Origin of the sequence: Novosphingobium sp. CF614, from assembly GCF_900113255.1 — a bacterium.
Taxonomy (GTDB): domain Bacteria; phylum Pseudomonadota; class Alphaproteobacteria; order Sphingomonadales; family Sphingomonadaceae; genus Novosphingobium.
This window is the reverse complement of the sequence record NZ_FOOR01000008.1, coordinates 39,391-58,639: the sequence shown is the minus strand read 5'-3', so window position 1 is coordinate 58,639 and position 19,249 is coordinate 39,391. Positions and strand designations below refer to the sequence as shown.

The 19,249-nt window shown below is 64.0% G+C and carries 17 protein-coding genes and 1 pseudogene; 9 read left to right on the top strand and 9 right to left on the bottom strand.

What is annotated here, in order from left to right; all coding sequences use genetic code 11:
- Positions 1-26 precede the first annotated feature (26 nt).
- From BM052_RS11085 to BM052_RS11075, 3 genes are read left to right on the top strand one after another with little or no spacing between them, the layout of a single operon-like run.
- Positions 27-1,052 carry an efflux RND transporter periplasmic adaptor subunit gene (locus BM052_RS11085; RefSeq protein WP_091146674.1) on the top strand — a complete coding sequence of 342 codons (1,026 nt, stop codon included), beginning with the start codon at positions 27-29 and terminating at the stop codon, positions 1,050-1,052.
- A complete protein-coding gene (locus tag BM052_RS11080; RefSeq protein WP_091146673.1) occupies positions 1,049-4,294 on the top strand; it encodes an efflux RND transporter permease subunit in 3,246 nt (1,081 codons plus the stop codon). The genes BM052_RS11085 and BM052_RS11080 overlap by 4 nt, the downstream gene beginning before the upstream one ends.
- A 2-nt stretch (positions 4,295-4,296) precedes the next feature.
- Complete coding sequence (locus BM052_RS11075) at positions 4,297-4,653, top strand: ArsR/SmtB family transcription factor (RefSeq protein ID WP_255406083.1); 357 nt, start codon at positions 4,297-4,299, stop codon at positions 4,651-4,653.
- Positions 4,654-4,679: 26 nt separating this feature from the next.
- Here BM052_RS11075 and cydX read toward each other — a convergent pair whose 3' ends face one another.
- From cydX to BM052_RS11060, 3 genes are read right to left on the bottom strand one after another with little or no spacing between them, the layout of a single operon-like run.
- Positions 4,680-4,790 carry a cytochrome bd-I oxidase subunit CydX gene (cydX, locus tag BM052_RS11070; RefSeq protein WP_091146668.1) on the bottom strand — a complete coding sequence of 37 codons (111 nt, stop codon included), beginning with the start codon at positions 4,788-4,790 and terminating at the stop codon, positions 4,680-4,682.
- Positions 4,791-4,806: 16 nt separating this feature from the next.
- A complete protein-coding gene (gene cydB, locus BM052_RS11065; RefSeq protein ID WP_091146666.1) occupies positions 4,807-5,955 on the bottom strand; it encodes a cytochrome d ubiquinol oxidase subunit II in 1,149 nt (382 codons plus the stop codon).
- Positions 5,956-5,966: 11 nt separating this feature from the next.
- Complete coding sequence (locus tag BM052_RS11060) at positions 5,967-7,550, bottom strand: cytochrome ubiquinol oxidase subunit I (RefSeq protein ID WP_091146885.1); 1,584 nt, start codon at positions 7,548-7,550, stop codon at positions 5,967-5,969.
- 119 nt (positions 7,551-7,669) lie between these two features.
- Here BM052_RS11060 and cydD point away from each other — a divergent pair, with 119 nt between their 5' ends.
- Entirely contained in the window at positions 7,670-9,247 is a 1,578-nt protein-coding gene (gene cydD / locus BM052_RS11055; protein WP_091146664.1) for a thiol reductant ABC exporter subunit CydD, read from the top strand.
- Positions 9,244-10,839 carry an amino acid ABC transporter ATP-binding/permease protein gene (locus tag BM052_RS11050; RefSeq protein WP_091146662.1) on the top strand — a complete coding sequence of 532 codons (1,596 nt, stop codon included), beginning with the start codon at positions 9,244-9,246 and terminating at the stop codon, positions 10,837-10,839. Before cydD ends, BM052_RS11050 begins: the two co-directional genes overlap by 4 nt.
- Here the strand turns inward: BM052_RS11050 and BM052_RS11045 are convergent.
- Positions 10,836-11,213: an ArsR/SmtB family transcription factor gene (locus BM052_RS11045; RefSeq protein WP_091146660.1), complete on the bottom strand. Its 378-nt coding sequence runs from the start codon at positions 11,211-11,213 to the stop codon at positions 10,836-10,838. The genes BM052_RS11050 and BM052_RS11045 overlap by 4 nt on opposite strands.
- 3 nt (positions 11,214-11,216) lie before the next feature.
- Entirely contained in the window at positions 11,217-11,876 is a 660-nt protein-coding gene (locus BM052_RS11040; protein ID WP_177198434.1) for a peroxiredoxin, read from the bottom strand.
- A 196-nt stretch (positions 11,877-12,072) separates the two neighbouring features.
- Here BM052_RS11040 and trxC point away from each other — a divergent pair, with 196 nt between their 5' ends.
- Complete coding sequence (trxC, locus tag BM052_RS11035; protein ID WP_091146658.1) at positions 12,073-12,528, top strand: thioredoxin TrxC; 456 nt, start codon at positions 12,073-12,075, stop codon at positions 12,526-12,528.
- A 39-nt stretch (positions 12,529-12,567) separates the two neighbouring features.
- Here the strand turns inward: trxC and arsB are convergent, their stop codons facing one another.
- Genes arsB through BM052_RS11020 form a run of 4 tightly spaced genes read right to left on the bottom strand, consistent with a single transcriptional unit; the run spans position 12,568 to position 14,697 of the window.
- Positions 12,568-13,623 (bottom strand): ACR3 family arsenite efflux transporter, encoded by a 1,056-nt coding sequence (gene arsB / locus BM052_RS11030; RefSeq protein ID WP_091146881.1) that lies wholly within the window; start codon positions 13,621-13,623, stop codon positions 12,568-12,570.
- Between the two features lie 5 nt (positions 13,624-13,628).
- A complete protein-coding gene (locus BM052_RS19925) occupies positions 13,629-13,799 on the bottom strand; it encodes a thioredoxin domain-containing protein (RefSeq protein ID WP_177198432.1) in 171 nt (56 codons plus the stop codon).
- Positions 13,796-14,317: an arsenate reductase ArsC gene (locus BM052_RS11025; protein ID WP_091146655.1), complete on the bottom strand. Its 522-nt coding sequence runs from the start codon at positions 14,315-14,317 to the stop codon at positions 13,796-13,798. The genes BM052_RS19925 and BM052_RS11025 overlap by 4 nt, the downstream gene beginning before the upstream one ends.
- Positions 14,318-14,334: 17 nt before the next feature.
- Entirely contained in the window at positions 14,335-14,697 is a 363-nt protein-coding gene (locus BM052_RS11020; protein WP_091146653.1) for an ArsR/SmtB family transcription factor, read from the bottom strand.
- Positions 14,698-15,128: 431 nt separating this feature from the next.
- Between BM052_RS11020 and BM052_RS11015 the strand changes: the two genes are divergently transcribed.
- The 3 genes and pseudogenes from BM052_RS11015 (at position 15,129) to BM052_RS11005 (ending at position 19,001) form a co-directional block, all read left to right on the top strand.
- Positions 15,129-17,558 carry a TonB-dependent receptor gene (locus tag BM052_RS11015; RefSeq protein ID WP_177198431.1) on the top strand — a complete coding sequence of 810 codons (2,430 nt, stop codon included), beginning with the start codon at positions 15,129-15,131 and terminating at the stop codon, positions 17,556-17,558.
- Positions 17,559-17,762: 204 nt separating this feature from the next.
- Positions 17,763-18,552, top strand: a pseudogene (locus BM052_RS11010) (IS5 family transposase); the annotation flags it as partial.
- Positions 18,553-18,731: 179 nt separating this feature from the next.
- Positions 18,732-19,001, top strand: a complete 270-nt coding sequence (locus BM052_RS11005) for a GlsB/YeaQ/YmgE family stress response membrane protein (protein WP_091146648.1) — start codon at positions 18,732-18,734, stop codon at positions 18,999-19,001.
- Positions 19,002-19,249: the final 248 nt, after the last annotated feature.

The following is a 19,249-nucleotide window of genomic DNA, read 5'->3' as shown; positions in this document are numbered from 1 at the left end:
GCCATGCAACGGGGGAGCCATCGGCAATGACAAAATGGGCATGGATGGTCGCTGGTGCGGCGTTGACGCTGACGGCCTGCGGCGGCAGCGCGCCGAGCGAGGAAAAGGCGGCGGCCTTGCCCGCCGGCGAACGGCTGACCGTCGCGCTCGCAGAGACCGCCGACATGAAGGCGGTCGGAGCCGAGATAACGACGCGCGACCAGGCCCAGGCGCTTGCCCGCATTCCCGGCACCTTGGTCAGTCTCAGCATCCGCGCCGGCGACATGGTGACCAAGGGCCAGCGCATCGGGTCAATCGTCGATACGCGCCTTGGCTATGAGACGAGCGCGGCAGGCGCGCAGGTTGCCGCCGCGCAAGCCGAAGCCGCGCGCGCGCGGGGCGACCTCGCGCGCGTCCAGGATCTCTACAATCACAATGTCTATGCCAAGGCTCGCCTGGATCAGTCGGTCGCCATGGCGCGCGCCGCCGATGCCCAGGTCGCGGCTGCCCGCGCCCAGCAGAATGCGCGCGCGAGCGTCGCTGGACAGGGCGCGGTCCTCGCGCCGGCCACCGGCCGTGTTTTACGCGCCGATATCCCCGCAGGCTCGGTCGTCGCGCCGGGCATGTCGATCGCGACCGTGACCGCTGGCCCGCCGGTCCTTCGGCTTGATCTGCCGGAATCGCTGGCCGACGCGGTGCATGTCGGCGCGCATGTCGCGGTCGCCCAGGAAGATTTGCCCGACGGGTCGCGCCAGGGGGAGGTCACCCAGATCTATCCTGCAGTCGCCGGGGGGCGAATGCAGGTCGATGCGACTGTGCCCAGCCTTACCACTCAACTGGTCGGACGCCGGGTTGGCGTCATGATCGAGGTTGGCCGGCGACGCGCCATCATCGTCCCGCGCCGCTTCATTTCGACGCGCTATGGCATCGACTATGTCGATGTCGTGACACCTGATCGGCGCGTCAGCGCGGTGGCGGTCCAGACCGCGCCGACTGTCGAGCCCGACAAGGTAGAAATTCTCGGCGGCATAACCGCGGGCGACACCCTCTTCGCTCCGGGAAGCCGCAAGTGAATCTCGGCCTCTCGGGACGCCTCACCCGCGCGACGATCACCTCGCCGCTGACCCCGCTGTTCCTGCTGGCGGCCATCGCCATCGGCCTGCTCGCGCTCTTCACGATCCCGCGCGAGGAAGAGCCGCAGATCAGCGTGCCGATGGTCGACATCCAGGTCTCGGCGCCGGGCCTGTCGGCGCCTGATGCCGTCCAACTGGTCGGCATCCCGCTCGAGACCATCGTCAAAAGCGTCGACGGGGTCGAGCATGTCTATACCCAGGCCGAAGACGATGGCGTGATGGTGACCGCGCGCTTCCTGGTCGGATCGAACCCCGAGGACGCCGCGACCCGGATCGACGAAAAGCTGCGCGCCAATTGGGACCGCATACCGGTCGGCATCCCTGACCCCAAGGTCACGGTGCGCGGGATCAATGATGTCCCCGCCATCGTCCTGACGCTGTCGCCCAAGCCCGGCGCGGCCGGGCGATATGACGACCAAGCGCTCTATGCGCTCGCCGCCCGGCTGCGGACCGAGATCGCCAAGGTCGATAATGTCGGCCTCACCTTCCTGACCGGCGGGCGGCCCGAAGAAATTCGTATCGCGCCTGATCCCGGCAAGCTCAGCCAATATGGCGTACCGCTCGGCGGCGTTATCGATGCGGCGGCCCAGGCCAATCGCAGCTTCCCGGCGGGCAGCGTCCGCGAGGGCGGGCGAGCCGTTGCGGTCACCGCAGGCCAGACTCTGTCTTCGGCGCAGGAGGTCGGCATGCTCACCGTCCGCTCGGTGACCGGGGCACCGGTCTATCTGCGCGATGTCGCCGCGGTCACGCAGGGTCCGCGCGAGGATCAGGCGCGGGCATGGCGCTGGGCACGCAACGAGGGACGCTGGTCGAACGCGCCAGCCGTCAGCATCGCGATCGCCAAGCGTTCGGGCGCCAATGCCGTGGTTGTCTCCGAGGCGGTGCTTGCACGCCTGGAAAGCCTCAAAGGCAGCCTCGTTCCCGATGGGGTCGATGTCGCGGTCACGCGCAATTACGGCGCGACCGCGAACGAGAAGGCCAATGAACTTCTCTACCACCTCGCGCTCGCGACGATCTCGATCGTCATCCTGATCGGCTTTGCGATCGGCTGGCGCGAGGCCGGCGTCACCGCCGTCGTGATCCCGACCACGATCCTGCTGACCATGTTCGCCTCGAACCTCATGGGCTACACGATCAACCGCGTCAGCCTGTTCGCGCTGATCTTCTCGATCGGCATTCTCGTTGATGACGCGATCGTGATGATCGAGAATATCGCCCGCCATTGGGCGATGCCCGACGTTGGCAGTCATGGGCGCACCCGGACCCAGGCCGCGATCGAGGCGGTCGCCGAGGTCGGCAACCCCACGGTGGTCGCCACGCTTACCGTGGTCGCGGCGCTGCTGCCGATGCTGTTCGTGTCAGGCCTCATGGGACCGTATATGGCGCCAATCCCGGTCAATGCGTCGGCCGCGATGGTCTTTTCCTTCTTCGTCGCGGTCGTGATCGCGCCGTGGCTGATGATCCGGTTCGCGCGCAAGGCGCTGTCCGCCGATACCGCGCCTGACAATGGCAAGAGCGGCCATGACGAGAGCGGCGGCAAGCTCGGCGGCCTCTATGCGCGCGTCGCGCACCGGATCATCGACGATCGCAAGTCGGCGCGGAATTTTTTGATCGCAGTCGGCATCGCCACCTTGCTTGCCTGTTCGATGTTCTACTTCAAGGCGGTGACGGTCAAGCTGCTGCCCTTCGACAACAAGTCCGAGGTGCAAGTCGTGGTCGACATGCCCGAGGGCACCAGCCTTGAAGGCACCGGCCGTGTCCTCGAAGACGTCACCCGCCTGACCCGCGAACTCCCCGAAGCGACCGCGATGGAGGCCTATCTCGGCACCTCCGCGCCGTTCAACTTCAACGGCCTCGTGCGCCATTATTTCCTGCGCGGTCGCCCGGAGATGGGCGATGTCATGGTGACCTTGCTGCCCAAGGGTGACCGCGACCGCTCGAGCCACCAGATCGCGCTTGCCTTGCGCCAGAAGCTCAAGGCGCTGAAGCTCCCCGAAGGAACCTCGATCAAGGTCGTCGAAACGCCACCGGGACCGCCGGTGCTCGCAACCCTGCTCGCCGAAATCTACGGCCCCGACGCGCAGAGCCGGCGCGCGACGGCGACCGAACTCGAGAAAATCTTCAAGTCGATCCCCTATATCGTCGATGTCGACAACAGCTTCGGCCAGCCCCGCCCCAAGCTCCGCCTGATCCCGCAGCGCGACCGGATCGATTATTACGGTCTCTCAGCGCGCGACATCAACGATTCGATCGGTGCACTGCTGGGTAGCAAGACCGTCGGCTACGCCCCGCGCGGGGACGAGCGCACGCCGCTGCCCATCACCATCGCCCTCCCCCAATCCGCGCGAAGCTGGACGCAGACGCTGGCCAGCACGCCGGTAGCGGTGTCGCAGACCCCGGCGGGACCGAAACTGGTCGAACTGGGCGCGATCGTCGAGGCACAGCAGGAGCAGAGCAGCCCGGCCATCTTCCGGCGCGACGGCCACTTCGCCGATATGGTGACGGCCGAACTGGCGGGCGATTATGAGGCGCCGATCTACGGCATGCTCGCGGTCGATCGCGCGATCGAAAGCTATGACTGGGCCGCCAGGGGTCTGCAAAAGCCCGTCATCCGTCTCAGCGGCCAGCCCACCGATGAAAACGCAACCAGCCTGCTCTGGGACGGCGAATGGGAGATCACCTGGGTGACCTTCCGGGACATGGGCGCGGCGTTCATGGTCGCGCTGCTCGCCATCTATATCCTCGTCGTCGCCCAGTTCCGCAGTTTCAGGCTGCCGCTCGTCATCCTGACGCCGGTCCCGCTGACCCTGGTCGGCATCGTCATCGGCCATATGCTGTTCCGCGCGCCGTTCACCGCCACCTCGATGATCGGCTTCATCGCGCTGGCCGGCATCATCGTGCGCAACTCGATCCTGCTGGTCGATTTCATCCGGCACACGTCCACGCCCGACAAGCCGCTGCGCGACGTGTTGATCGAAGCGGGTACGATCCGCTTCAAGCCGATCGTGCTGACGGCGGCGGCCGCGATGATCGGTGCTGCCGTGATCCTTACCGATCCGATCTTCCAGGGCCTCGCCATCTCGCTTCTGTTCGGTCTTGCCTCCTCGACCTTGCTCACCGTGCTGGTTATCCCGGCCATCTACGTGGTGCTGCGTGATGACGGGAGACCTGCAAGCAAATGATGATGGACGATACGGCGGAAATTCTGTGCGAGCGCGCGACCGAGGTCGCCGCATTCCTCAAGGTCGTCGCCAACGAGCAGCGCCTGCTGCTGCTCTGCCGCCTGCGTGAGGGTGAAGCGTCGGTCGGCGAACTGGTCGGCTTATGCGGTTTGTCGCAATCGAGCGTTTCGCAGCATCTGGGGCGGATGCGTGAAGCCGGCTTCGTCCAGACCCGGCGCGAGAACACCACGATCTTCTACCGGCTCGCCGATGCCAGGGTGCAAGCGCTGATGACCTTTCTGTGCAGTCAGTTCGGCAAAGAAGACGGCCCGCTCGCCGCGGATCGCGCATCGTCACCCGACCTCGGCCCGGCGTCGTGACGGCGCGTCGGTGTTTGAGCTGGCCTCTATTGCGTCAGGTCTTCGCCGGGATCCGAATGGAACTCATGCCAGATACCGTTGAGGATGCCGAACCCGACGGCCAAGCCAAGACCCAATACCCAGGTGAAATACCACATTGGTCAAGAACCTCGTTCAATAGTAATCGGGATTGGTGCGCACGTCCTGCGTGGTCACGCGGCCGAACAGCACCTTGTAGACCCAGGCCGTGTAGAGCAGCACGATCGGCAGGAACACCAGCGTCACCAGCAGCATGATGAACAGCGTCAGGTGACTCGAAGAGGCGTTCCAGACCGTGAGGCTGGAGCCCGGGTCGATCGAGCTCGGCAGGATGAACGGGAACATCGAAAGCCCGACCGTCGAGATGATCCCGATGGCGGCGAACGACGAGCCGCCAAAGGCCAGCACTTCACGCTTCGACCTAATCCCGATCAGCGCCATGACCGGACCAAGGAAGCCCAGCACCGGCGCCAGTAGCATCCAGGGGTGCGCGCCGTAGTTGGCCAGCCACGCGCCGCGAGCCGCCACGAGGGTGGACAAATGCGGATTGGACGGCCCCATGGGGTCTACCGCGCCTTCGGTTCGGAAACCCATGTTCATGGTCGCGACCATCACGCCGCCTGCGGCGAACAGCAGGATCGCCAGAACCGCCGCGATCTGTCCGAAGCTTTTGGCCCGATCATGGACCGCGCCGCGTTCGATCTTGATCGCGAGCCAGGCCGATCCGTGCAGGACCAGCATGGCTACCGACAGCAGACCTGCGAGCAGCGAGAAATGATGGAACAGTCCGAGCAGCGTGCCCTCGTAGAAGGAGCGCAAGTCGCCGTCGAGCCGGAAGGGAACGCCGGCCAGGACATTGCCGACCGCGACGCCGAACACCAGCGCCGGCACGAAACCGCCGACGAACAGCGCCCAGTCCCAGCGGCTGCGCCATGCCGGATCGGGCTTCTTGGAGCGGTATTTGAAGCCCACGGGCCGCAGGATGAGCGCTGCAAGGACGAGGAACATCGCAAGGTAGAAGCCTGAGAAGCTGACGGCATAGACGAAGGGCCAGGCGGCGAAGATCGCGCCTCCGCCGAGAATGAACCAGACCTGGTTGCCTTCCCAGGTCGCGCCGACCGAGTTTATAACCATCCGCCGCTCTTCGTCAGTCTTCGCGACGAAGGGTAGCAGCGAGGCGACGCCGAGATCGAACCCGTCGGTCAGGGCAAAGCCGATCAGCAGGACGCCCATCAGCGCCCACCAGATCACGCGCAGGGTTTCGTAGTCGATGGGAGGGGCCACGGTCGGTCTCCTTATTCGGCGGGCAGTGGGGCATAGCCGTGGTGAAGCGGGGCGTCCGGCCCGTCATGATGCTCGATCGGACCATGCCGGATCGCTGCCAGCATCAGTCGGACCTCGATCACCGCAAGCGCGCCGTAGAGCAGGGTGAAGCCGATGATCGTCGTCCAAATTTGCGGAACCGTCAGGCTCGAGGCGCCCAGGAACGTCGGCAGCACACCTTCGATAGCCCAGGGCTGGCGGCCGATCTCGGCAAGCACCCAGCCGAATTCGATGGCCAGCCAGGGCAGCGGAATGATCCAGACCGCCGTTCGCATGAACAGCCGGAAAAATCCGTCGCTGGAACCGAAGCGCCGGATCGAGGCAATGTAGAACGCCGCGCCGAAGAAGGCGATAAAGAAGAAGCCGAGGCCGGCCATCACGCGGAACAGCCAGAACATGACCGGGACATTGGGGACCGTCGTCCACGCCGCTTTCTGGATATCGGCGGGCGTCGCCGAGCGCGGGTCGGGCATGAAGCGCTTGAGCAGCATGGCATAGCCAAGGTCGAGCTTGTGCTGCTCGAACTGCGCGCGCGCGACCAGGTCGGTGCGATCGACCTTCAGCTTCTCGACCGCGTCATAGGCCTTGATGCCGCTCTCGATCCGGGTCTCGGCCTTGACCACCAGTTCGTTGATGCCGGAAACTTCGCCGGTGAGGCTGCGCGTGGAGATCAGTCCCAGCACATAGGGAATCTTGATCTCGTAACGCGTCTCGCGCCCTTCCATGCTGGGAATGCCGAAGATGGCGATGCCGGCGGGTGCGGGCTCGGTGTGCCACATGGCCTCCAGGGAGGCGAGTTTCATTTTCTGGTTGTCTGTAAGTGCATAGCCCGATTCATCGCCCAGCACGACGACCGATAGCGAAGAGGCGAGGCCGAAAGCCGCTGCGACCGTGAAGGAGCGCTTGGCAACCGCGACCCACTTGCCCTTGAGGATATACCAGGACGAGACGCCGAGCACGAACACCGAGGCGCAAACATAGCCCGCACTGACGGTGTGAACGAATTTGGCCTGCGCCACCGGATTGAACAGCACCGCCATGAAATCGGTGACTTCCATGCGCATCGTCTCGGGATTGAAGTGCGACCCCGTGGGATGCTGCATCCAGCCGTTGGCGACGAGAATCCACAGCGCCGACAGGTTCGAGCCGAGCGCCACCATGAATGTCGTGAAGAGATGCTGGCGCTTGCTCAGCTTGTCCCAGCCGAAGAACATGAGACCCACAAAAGTGGCCTCGAGGAAGAAGGCCATCAGCCCTTCGATCGCGAGCGGCGCGCCGAAGATGTCGCCGACGTAGTGCGAGAAATAGGACCAATTGGTCCCGAACTCGAATTCCATGGTGATGCCGGTCGCGACGCCCAGCACGAAGTTGATCGCGAACAGCTTGGCCCAGAAGCGTGTTACCACCCGCCAGATCGGCCGGTCGGTCATCACATAGATGCTCTCCATGATGACGAGCATGAACGACAGGCCAAGGGTCAACGGCACGAACAGGAAATGGTAGAGCGCCGTCAGGGCAAACTGCAGGCGCGAAAGCTCGATGACGGCCATATCCACCATGGGTGGGCACTCCTGTTCAGTCGGTACGTTGGACGACTCGGTCCATCATCGCGCGATTATGGTTAGCCGTTAGGCGTAACTATGTATATGAGCAAGCGAGTTTCGCTACGGACCCGATGACTTCCAACCGCGCTTTCCTGTTTTGGCTGCTCGACGGCGTGCTGGCGATTGCCGTGGCGGCAGCCCTGGCGCTTGCCGTCACCTGCCTCACCGAAGGCCCGTTCGGCGGCGAAAGGCTGCTCGCGCCGCTTCTGCTCGTCGCCGCCTGCCTGTGCCGGGCCCAAGTGCAAGTGCTGGCGACCACCGCTGGCCAGCGAGACGCGGCGCGCGAAAAACACACCTGGCGCACGCGCGCCATTGGCGCCGTCCTGCGCGCCCCGGCCGGTTCGCGCGCGATGCTCGGCGAACGGACCGCCGACGCCACCGACCGGATCGAGGATCTCGACGGCTACCACGCCCGCTTTCGACCACTACGATTTGCTGCGGTCGCCACGCCCCTGGCGGTGGCCGCCGCGGCAGCGCTGGCCAGCTGGGTCGCGGCCACGATCCTGCTGGCCACGCTTGTCCCGTTCGGGCTCGGCATGGCACTGGCGGGCACCGCCGCCGCACGCGCCGCGGCGCGCCAGCTTGACGCCTTGAGCAAGCTCTCGGGATTGTTCATCGACCGCGTGCGCGCGCTGCCGATCGTGATCGGCTTTGGCGCACAGGAACGCGTGGTCCGGCAATTGTCCGGGGCCACCCAGGAGGTCGCCCGGCGCACCCTTGCGGTCCTGCGGGTCGCCTTCCTGTCGAGCGCCGTGGTGGAATTCTTCGCCGCGCTCTCGGTGGCGCTGGTGGCGGTCTATTGCGGGTTCAGCCTGCTCGGGCTGCTGCCATTTCCCGCACCTGAAACGCTGACACTCGGCCGAGCGCTCTTCGTCCTCGTGCTCGCGCCCGAATTCTATCTGCCGATGCGCCGCTTGGCGGCAGCCTATCATGACAAGCAGATCGGCGAAGCCGCACTCGATCGGCTCTCATGCCTGGCACCCTCGCCCGGATCCCACATGGCTCCGGCCGTCAACCAGGATAGTCCCCCGCGACTCTGTTTCAGCGCCGTCGAGATCGATTATGGCGATCGGAAGCTTGGCCCCTTCACGTTCGACGTGCCAGCCGGCGAACTGACCGTGCTTTCGGGCCCGTCAGGGGCCGGCAAGTCGAGCCTGCTCAACGCGCTACTCGGACTGGCCCCCGTCACCACGGGCGAAATCCTGATAGACAACCTGCCGCTGGCGGCAACGCGGCTGCAAGGGCAAGTGAGCTGGGCAGGCCAGGCGACGACCTTCCTGCCCGGGACACTTGGCGACAACATACGGCTCGCCCGGCCTGGTGCATCCGACGCCGAGGTGGAAGATGCCGCACACAAGGTCAGCCTGGCGGCGCTACTCTCGGCTCGTGCCGCCGGCCTGGATATGCTTATCGACCCGCATGGCTCGGGACTGTCAGGGGGTGAGCGCAGGCGCGTCGGCATGGCGCGTGCGGTGCTGCGCGACGCACCGCTCTGGCTGCTCGACGAGCCCACCGCCGACCTGGATGCAGCCTCGGCATCGGACCTGATCGCCCTTGTCCAAACGGCCGCCAGGGGACGCACCGTCCTGCTGGTCACCCACGATCCCGAAATCGCGGCATTGGCCGATCACCATGTGGCGATCGCATGACCGACCGCAGGCTCGAAGCACTGCTGGACGAGGTCTCCCGGCCCTATCGCGGCGCGACGCGACTGGCGATGCTCTGTGCGGCATGCGCTGCGATCGCCGGCATTCTGCTGCTGGGATTGGCGGGCTGGTTCATCACCGGCGCCGCACTCGCCGGCGCAGCAGGGATCGCCGCCGTTCAGGCGTTCAACTATCTGTTGCCGAGCGCGGCGATCCGACTGCTCGCGATCGGGCGCACCGTGACGCGCTATGGTGAGCGGCTTTATGGCCACAAGGCCGCGCTGTCCGCGCTCGCGCTCTTCCGTATTCGGCTGTTCGAAACGTTGATCGCCAAGCCGATCGCGAACGTTGAGCGTGGTGCTGGCGACCTCGCCGCGCTGCTTCTGGAGGACGTTGCTGCCCTTGAGGACAGGTTCGTGCGCGCACCCGGCGACGTCGCGGCATTGGTTGGCACGGCCACGGCGCTGGCACTGGCCATGCCAGCCGGCCCGATGGCGATGTATGCGCTCGCCGCCATCGTCGTCGCCGTGCTCGTCCTGACGCGGCTGCTTGCCCGCCGCTGGCTGCCGGCGCGCGCGCTGCGCATCCAGCAGGATATTGCCGCACTCAAGCAGTTGTTCGTCGAATATGCCGCCGCGTCGCCAGAGATCGCCGCTTATGCGCTTGGGCGTTCGGTCGAAACGCAATTGCTGGAACGGGCCGCCGGCCTCGATGCCAAACGAACGGCGTTTGCGCGCGCTGAAGCGGTGCTCGCGGCGATCGTCACGGGAGCGGGCGGGTTGGCGATGGCGGCGATGCTCGGTCTCTCCACGGCGGCGCTGCCGATAACCCTTCTCGCCGCACTGGCTGCGGCCGGCGCGATCGAAACCCTGGGTGCCAGCGTCCGCTCAAGCGGGCGCGAAGCTGTTATTGCCGCCGGGCTTGCTCGCCTCGCGGCGCTGGTCAGCACGCCGCCCATGTCGGGCGTCCCCGGCCCGCTGCTTGCCGGGGATCAGATCAGGATCACCGGCAACAACCAGATGGCCACCCTGAAACGCGGGGATCGCCTGTCCATCACGGGCCGATCGGGTTCGGGCAAGACCAGCCTGCTCGAATACCTCGCAGGCCAACGTACCACTGGCGGCAATGTCGAGATTGATGGCCACTCGATCGCGCACTTGCCTCCCGATACACGGCGCGCGTTGTTCGGCTTCTCGCCTCAGAACGCCCAGATGCTTGCCGGAACGATCGCCGATAATCTGCGTATCGCCCGCATCGGCCTGACGGATGAAGCACTATGGCAGGCGCTTGAGGTGGCATGCCTGGCGGACGACGTGCGTGCCCTGCCCGAGGGACTTGCAACCTGGGTCGGAGATGGCGGAATCCGTCTGTCGGGAGGGCAGCGCAAGCGCCTCTCGCTGGCAAGGGCACTATTGGCCGATCGCCCGTGGCTGCTCCTCGACGAGCCGAGCGAGGGGCTCGATCCGCAGACCGAGGCGCGGATGCGGACGAACCTCGACGAATGGCTGAACGAGACCGGAGCCGGGCTCGTCCTCGTCACCCACAGGACAGCCATGCTGTCCCTGGCCGACCAGCATCTGGCGCTGCCGGGCTAGAGAATTTTCGCAAACATGGCGGCAGATCCGCGGGCCGGCGATGCCTTGCGATCGACCTGCGCTGGCTTATCGACAGGCCCGGTGCCGGCCAGCGCGGCGAGAAAAGTCGCCGCCGCGATGAACGCATCCGGCGCCACGCTGTAATAGACCTGCTTCGCAGCACGGCGGGTCTGAACCAGTTCGGCCTTGCGCAGCACGCCGAGTTGCTGCGACAGGCCCGGTTGCCCAATGCCAGTCACGGCCTCGATTTCGCCGACCGACTTCTCGCCTTGCGCGAGCAGCGTGGCGATCAGCCGGAGGCGGGTATCATGGCCCAACGTCCGCATCACTTCGGCGAGCGCTTCGAGATCGGGGCCGGGCAACGTGTCGACCATCGCCTACGCCTTCCGTGCCTGCGGTTTGCTGCGATGAAACCACACCGGATCATCCGCCTCGGCCAGCAGGGAGGCCTGGTCCTGGTGGGGTGGCAACAGCACCGCGTCGCCGGGATGCCAGCCTTCCGGGGTCACGACATGATCGGCATCGACAACCTGCAGGGCGGCCAACACCCGGAGCATCTCATCGACCGAGCGTCCGACCGTCGCGGGATAGCAGATCATCGCGCGGATGATCCCGTCGGGATCGATGAAATAGGTCGATCGCATCGTCGCCGCGTCGGGCGAACGATCCGAGATCATGCCGTAGGCACGGCCGATAATCAGCGACGGATCCTCGACGATCGGGAAACTCACCGTGACGCCGAACCCCTCGCGGATCGCGCGGATCCAACCCAGATGCGAATAGAGACTGTCGACCGAGACGGCGAGCAGCGCGCAGTCGAGCGCCTTGAATCGGTCGGTCGCCTTCGACAGGGCGACGAATTCGCTGGTGCAGACCGGGGTAAAATCGGCAGGATGCGAGAACAGGATCAGCCAGCGACCGCGAAAGTCGGAGAGATTGACCACCCCCATCGTCGTTCGCGCCTGGAAATTCGGGGCCCGATCGCCGATCTGCAGAAACTGCGGGGCATGGCCCCTATCGACCGACATTTCGTCCATTCCGGGAAATTCCGTTTCACGCACCTTGGCATTATTCCCTACACGATTACATTACAGATGTAAGCGAGAAAGTGGGTGCGGCAAGTATGAGAATCTTACAACGACGCATCGCATGGCTTGCGGCGTGCCCGGCGGGAACGAGTTCCGGTCTTCCCTTGCAAGCGGGCAAGCCTTGTCAATTACAAGGAATAGTGAGATGAATGCAGCCTCGGCTGATCCTGCCGTCATCATTTGCCCCTCGTGCGCAACGGCAAATCGCGTTCCTGCCGCCCGCATCTTGGAAAGCCCGAAATGCGGGCGCTGCAGTCAGATGCTGTTTCAGCATGCACCCGTTGCTGTAAATGGCATGGCCTTCGATCGCCACGTGCAGATCGGTTCCCTGCCTGTGCTCGTCGATTTCTGGGCAAGCTGGTGCGGGCCTTGCAAAGCGATGGCCCCGGCCTTTGCCGCCGCCGCCAAAAGTCTCGAGCCCAGGGTGCGTTTGCTGAAAGTGGATACTGAAGCGGAGCAGGCTGTTGCCGCCCGGTTCGCGATCCGGTCGATTCCAACGCTCATCCTGTTTTCAGGCGGCCGGGAAGTCGCACGCAATGCTGGCGCCATCGACCAGCGCGCCATCATCGGATGGGTCGATCAGCATCTGTCTCGCGGTTAGGGGAAGGCGCCGGGCCTCTCCCACGCATCGCAGCCAACTCTACGAGGCTAAGCTGCCGGGGAACCAGCGCCGCCCGAACCAGAAGGCGACGTTGACCAGCAGGATCAGTACCGGCACTTCGACCAGCGGACCGATGACCGCCGCGAAGGCAACCGGCGAGGCAAGCCCGAAGGCGGCGATGGCAACCGCGATCGCCAGTTCGAAATTGTTGCCAGCGGCCGTGAACGCCACCGCCGTTGTGCGCGGATAATCGGCCTCTACCAGCTTGCCCATGGAGAAGCTGATGCTGAACTGGATCAGGAAATAGATCGTCAGCGGGATGGCGATGCGAATGGTATCGCCCGGCAGCGTCACGATCTCATTGCCCTTGAGACTGAACATGGCGACGATGGTGAACAACAGCGCGACCAGCGTTACCGGTCCGATCCTCGGCAGGAAGCGGGTTTCATACCATTCGTTGCCCATGGCCTTCACCAGCCATTTGCGGGTCAGGAAGCCGGCCAGGAACGGAATACCGAGATAGATCAGCACAGCCTCCGCGATGGTCCAGAAGCTGACATGGATCACGCTTCCTTCAAGCCCGAACAATGGTGGCAAGAAAGCGAGGAAGAACCACGCATAGACGCTGAAGAACAGGATCTGGAAGATCGAATTGAACGCGACCAGCGCCGCGACGTACTGGTTGTCACCCTTGGCGAGCTGGTTCCAGACAACGACCATGGCGATGCAGCGGGCCAGCCCGATCAGGATGAGGCCGGTCATATATTCCGGCTTGTCGCTGAGGAATAAGACGGCCAGCGCAAACATCAGCACCGGGCCGATGATCCAGTTCTGGATGAGAGAGATCGCCAGCACGCGCTTGTCCTCGAACACGCGTGGCAGTTCCTCGTATCGCACGCGGGCGAGCGGCGGATACATCATCAGGATCAGGCCTATGGCGATAGGAATGTTGGTCGAGCCCCAGGACAGGCTGTCGATCGCCTTGGGCAGCCCTTCAAAGCTCGTCCCCAGCGCGACACCCAGTGCCATGGCGAGGAATATCCACAAGGTGAGATAACGGTCGAGGAACGACAGGCGTTCGCGCTTGGCTACCAGGGCAGTCACCGTCCGGTTTCCTTCGCCCAGGCGTTCCCGCGGTTGCCGGCGGGGCCTTCAGACATGGCATGTGGCTCGATCCCCGCATCGCGGAACATGGCCGGCGCGTTGCGCGACATACCGCATCCGGGATTGGGATGGATGACGATATCGCCGAGGTCTTTCCAGCTGGTCATTCGCCCGCTCTTGCCTTGGCGCTGGCGCCTTCGCGCTGGCCGATTTCCTGGAGCTTTCGGCGCGTCGCCATCTCGTCGAGACTGGCGAGCGGGAGAGCCACAAACAGCGAGATCCGGTTCTGCAAATACCGCAAGGCCTGCATGAACGCATCGCGCTGGCCCTTGCCTTCCACTGCCGCCGGATCCTCGATACCCCAATGCGCGGTCATCGGATGACCGATCCAGACCGGGCAGGTTTCGCCCGCGGCGTTATCGCAGACGGTGAATATGAAATCGAACTGCGGCGCCCCCGGCTCGGCGAACTCTTCCCAACTTTTCGAGCGCATCCCCGCCGTGTCGAAACCAAGGCCATCGAGCACCGAGAGCGCCATCGGGTGGACCTCGCCCTTGGGCTGGCTGCCCGCGCTCCAGGCCCGGAAGCGGCCTTCACCGACGTTGTTCAAAATGGCCTCGCCAAGGATCGAGCGGGCACTGTTTCCCGTGCACAGGAAGAGCACATTGTAAATCTTGTCGGACATAGTTCAGCTCCAGGCGTTCAGCTCCAGGCCTTGCAGTCGAGCTCGCCAAGGAGTTCACCGCACATTTCGGGGGCACCCTGGCAGCAATCCTGCATCAGAAAGGTGAGCAACCGGCGCATGCCGTCGTAATCGGCGCGGTAGTGGACAAGCCGGCTTTCCCGCTCGGATTCCACCAAGCCCGCACGTTCGAGAATGCCCAGGTGATGAGACATCGTGGAGGGCGGCACATTCGCGGCCTGTGCGATTGCGCCGGCGACAAGGCCGTCAGGCCCCGCCTTCACCAGCATGCGAAACACGGAAAGGCGCGTGTCATGCGCGAGCGCGCCGAGCGCCTCGATGGCCGAGTCTTGCGGATTCGGTTCCTTCATGGTCGATTCCATCCTTCCAAGGATGTCGAATAATAGTGAGCCGTAGCGACGGTCAATCCATATTTCGAAAATTATAGAATACTCGAACGCCGTTAGGTGCGTCGGTTGGCCAGCGCCCTGTTGGACCAAGCCCGAGCCATCCAAGCGGATCATTGGCGTATATGCGCTTTTCATGCCCAGCGGACACCCGGCGTTCGGCAAGCGCTATCGCCATGCGCCGATGCCGAAGTTCCCGGTCACACCAGCGCGTGGGGCGCCCTGTTCCACATTCGGCGAACAGACCCTTTCGATCCTGGCCGAGCTGGGTTATGGCGAAGACGAGATGGAAAAGCCTGCCACGGACGAAGTCGTCAAGTGGGAAGCCGAGAAGAACCAGCCGGCGAAAGTCGGGGACTGGCACGAAGCAAAAAAGCAAAAAAGCAAAACACAAGGTGGAGGGGATAATGAACGCACGAACGATCCGATCGACTCTTTTTTGCGGCTCGGCGATTCTATCGGCCCTGGTCTACGCTCCCGCGGCGGTCGCACAGGCCGATGCGGATTCTATCGACAACACCGGCGACATCATCGTTACCGCCCGCCGGGTCGAGGAACGCCTGCAGGACGTTCCGATCTCGATCGCGGTCTACAACCAGGAACAGCTCGATGCCCGCAACGTCACGACCATCAACGACGTCGCGGCGTTCACGCCGTCGCTCAGCACCAACCCGCGCTTCGGCACAGAAAACACATCGTTCTCCATTCGCGGCTTCACGCAGGATACTTTCACGGCGGCATCGGTCGCGGTCTATTTCGCAGAGGCGGGCGCACTGCGTGGATCGACCGCGCAGACCACCGGCGAGGGCGCTGGACCAGGCTCGTTCTTCGACCTCCAGAACATTCAGGTCCTGAAGGGCCCGCAAGGCACGCTGTTCGGCCGCAACACCACCGGCGGTGCGATCCTGCTCGTGCCCAAGCGCCCCGAATCCGAATTCGGCGGCTATGTCATGGGATCCTACGGCAACTACGACATGACCCGCCTGCAGGCCGTGCTCAACATCCCCGTCGGCGAAGGCGGCCTGCGCCTGGGTTTCGACCGCATGAAGCGCGACGGCTACCAGAAGAACATCGGCGTCGGCCCCAGCCGCCTGGCCGATACCGACTATGTCGCCGCGCGCCTCAGCTTCCTGGCGCCGCTGACCGACAACCTTGAGAACTATACGGTGCTCACCTACTCGCGTTCCAAGACCGCCGGCACGCTGGCGCGGGTTACCGATTGCCTCTCGACCGCGACCCTGGGCAATATCCCGGCCGGCAAGCTCTCGTGCGACCAAGTCGACAGGCTCAACGCCACCGGCGATTTCTATGCGGTGGAGAGTGCCACCGCCGAGCCGCTCAGCTACGCCCGCCAATGGCAGGCGATCAACACCACGACATGGAACGTCAGCGACAGCCTGACGGTCAAGAACATAGTGACCTACGGTGAGTTGGCCAATCGATTCCGCGCCGACGCGCAGGGCGCAAGCTGGGTGATCCGCGCCGACGATCCGGTCGCCGGCGCCAACGGGACCAATGGCAACTTCACCGGCCTGCGGCTCGGCTTCGCGCTGGTGAACCCCGCTCATGGCGTCGACAACAACAACCAGGCGACCTTCACCGAGGAATTGCAGTTGCAGGGCAATTTCATGGACGGCCGTCTGCATTGGATCCTGGGCGGCTACTACGAGAAGAGCTTCAACCTTGGCGCGCCGACCGGAGCGTTCACGTCGGTATTCGTGTCCTGCAGCGGCGATCAGGTTTCAACTTGCGTCAGCCCCTACCGCGCCACCGGCTCCATCACCGAGTCGGTCCGCAAGCTCACCTTGAAGGGCCTGGGCATCTTCTCGCAGACGACTTACGAGTTCACCGACAAGTGGAGCGTCACCGCCGGCATCCGCTATACCGAGGATCGCTCCGCGTCGATCGACAGGAACTTCACCTATCGGCTTACCCCGGCGCTTTCGACATCCTGTTCATCAGCCGATACGACGCTGCCAACCTGCACGGGACTGACCAAGGCGAAGTCCAGCGCGCCGACCTGGCTTATCAACCTCAGCTACAAGCCGGGCACCGACGCGATGCTCTACGCCAAGTACGCACGCGGCTACCGGCAGGGCCTGGTCAACCCCAGGGCGCTGTTCCCCTACAAGTCGTTCGGCCCTGAAAAGCTCGACAGCTATGAGGCCGGCGCCAAGCTGAACTGGCACGGATCGGCGCCGGGCTACGTCAACGCCGCGGCGTTCTACAACGATTTCAATAACCAGCAGTTCGTGGTGACCTGGGCCGACGCCAACGGGCGCACGTTTTCGGGAATCGTCAACTCGGCGAAGAGCGTCGGTTACGGCGTCGAGCTCGATACCGGCATCGACCTGTTCCACCGCCTGCGCCTGTCGGGCGCGGTCACCTACCTCCATACCGAGCTCAAGGACGTCTTCGTGCCGCCGCAGGGCCCTCCCGGCTTCCCGAACCCCGTCCCCACCGCTGGCAACGGCGATCCTTCGCCGATCGCGCCCAAGTGGAAAGGCGCGGCGTCGGCGCGCTATACCCTGCCGATCCCCGAAGAACTCGGCGAGATAAGCGCGGCGGTGTCATGGCAATACACCGATTCCTACATGTCGACGACGCGGCAGACTTCGGGCGTCGACAGCTTCGACACCTTCAACCTCAATTTCGATTGGAAGGACATCGGTGGAAAGCCGATCGATCTGGGCCTGTTCGTCAACAACGTCACGAAAGAGAAGTACTACGTCTTCGTGAACGACCTGCTGAGCCGGGGATTCCTCTCCAAGATCACCGGCCAGCCGCGCATGTACGGCATGCAGTTGAAGGTCCGCTTCGGCAGCGAGGCCCGCTAATACCAAGACTTGCTGATCAGAACCTGTGGGCCCAGTTGCGGCGCCCCAAGGTCATGATGCGCCAAGGCTGATCGACGAGCTTGTTCCAAGCGTAGCAACAGTGATCGACGATATCCTCGTATGAGAGGCTGACCGAAAAGGAATTTGGGTGATATCAGTGATATGTGATTCAGTCGTGTTTGCGAGACAACGGCGGAATGACACATGTGGACCGATATCACCCGGCGGCAGTATGCCAGAGCCGAGCTGCTTTTGCCCAGCGATTTGACGGATGCTGAGTGGGCGATTTTGGAACCGCTGCTGCCGCCGCGCGGGAAACTTGGCCGTCCGCCGGTTTGGGATTACCGCCAGATTGTGGAGGCGATCCTGTATCTGCTGCGGGGCGGGTTGCCGTGGCGGATGTTGCCGCCGGGGCTGTTCCCGCCCATGACCACGGTGCAGCATTATTTCTACCGCTGGAGCGCGATGGGCCTGTGGAAATCGATCAACCACGCCCTGCTGCTGATGGCCCGCGAAGCGATCGGTCGGGAGGCGCTCTCCCAGCGCGGGCGTCATCGATAGCCAAAGCGTGAAAACGACGGAAAGCGGCGGTCCACGGGGTTTCGACGCTGGCAAGAAGATCAAAGGCCGCAAACGTCATATCCTCACCGACACGCAAGGTCTGCTGGTCGGAGCCATCGTACATACTGCCGATATCCAGGATCGCGACCGCGCTCCCGATGTCCTCGCCAGCATTCGCCACAGCTTCCCCTGGCTGCGCCACATCTTTGCCGACGGCGGCTACGCTGGGGACAAGCTCCGCTCCGCACTCACCAAAATCGGCACATCGTCGTTGGAAATCATCAAACGATCCGACGCCGCCAAGGGCTTCAAACTGCTGCCGCGCCGCTGGCTCGTCGAGCGTACCATCGCATGGCTGAACAGGAACCGCCGTCTCGCCAAAGACTTCGAACGGACCATCGAAAGCGCCACCACCTGGCTCTTCATCGCATCTTACCCCCGGCACCAGCTTCAAAGAGGAAAAGATGATCGCGGCCTGAGTCTACCGGACAGGTCCAGCCCGACCACTAGCAGGGCGCACCATTCAACCTTCCGAGAAACAAGACGGGATGCGGAACCATAGGGTGGGTGGTCCGTTATCTCGGGCAACATGCACGTTTCGGAGAAGGAACAATGACACTGCTGCTCATCCTGCTCGTCGGTGGCATCATCGGCTGGCTCGCTTCGATCCTCATGCGCACCGATGCGCAGCAAGGGATCTTCCTGAACATCGTCGTCGGTATCGTTGGCGCGTTGATCGCCGGTTTCATCATTACCCCGCTGATCGGCGGGGCGCCCATCACCAGCGGCTCGTTCGACATCCTGTCGCTGCTGGCTTCGTTCCTCGGCGCGGTCATCCTGCTGGCGCTCGTCAATCTGTTCCGGCGCGGCTCGATTCGCTGAGCCTGATCGCGTCATGCCAGACGGGATCGCGGCACCTGGCCCGGGAAGACCGAAGACCACCCGTTGACCACGCCTTGACCACAAGGGGGCCGCTCTCGATCGAGCGGCCCTTCGGGTTCTTGAGGGAACTATCCGGAAAAACCCGGCCCCGAAATCGAAATGCCACTAATACACGCTTGAATTGTCACGGGGGACGACAGAAATAGGCCCCCGTGTTCCCGGGGCGCCGACGGCCTTCGTGCCGCGTC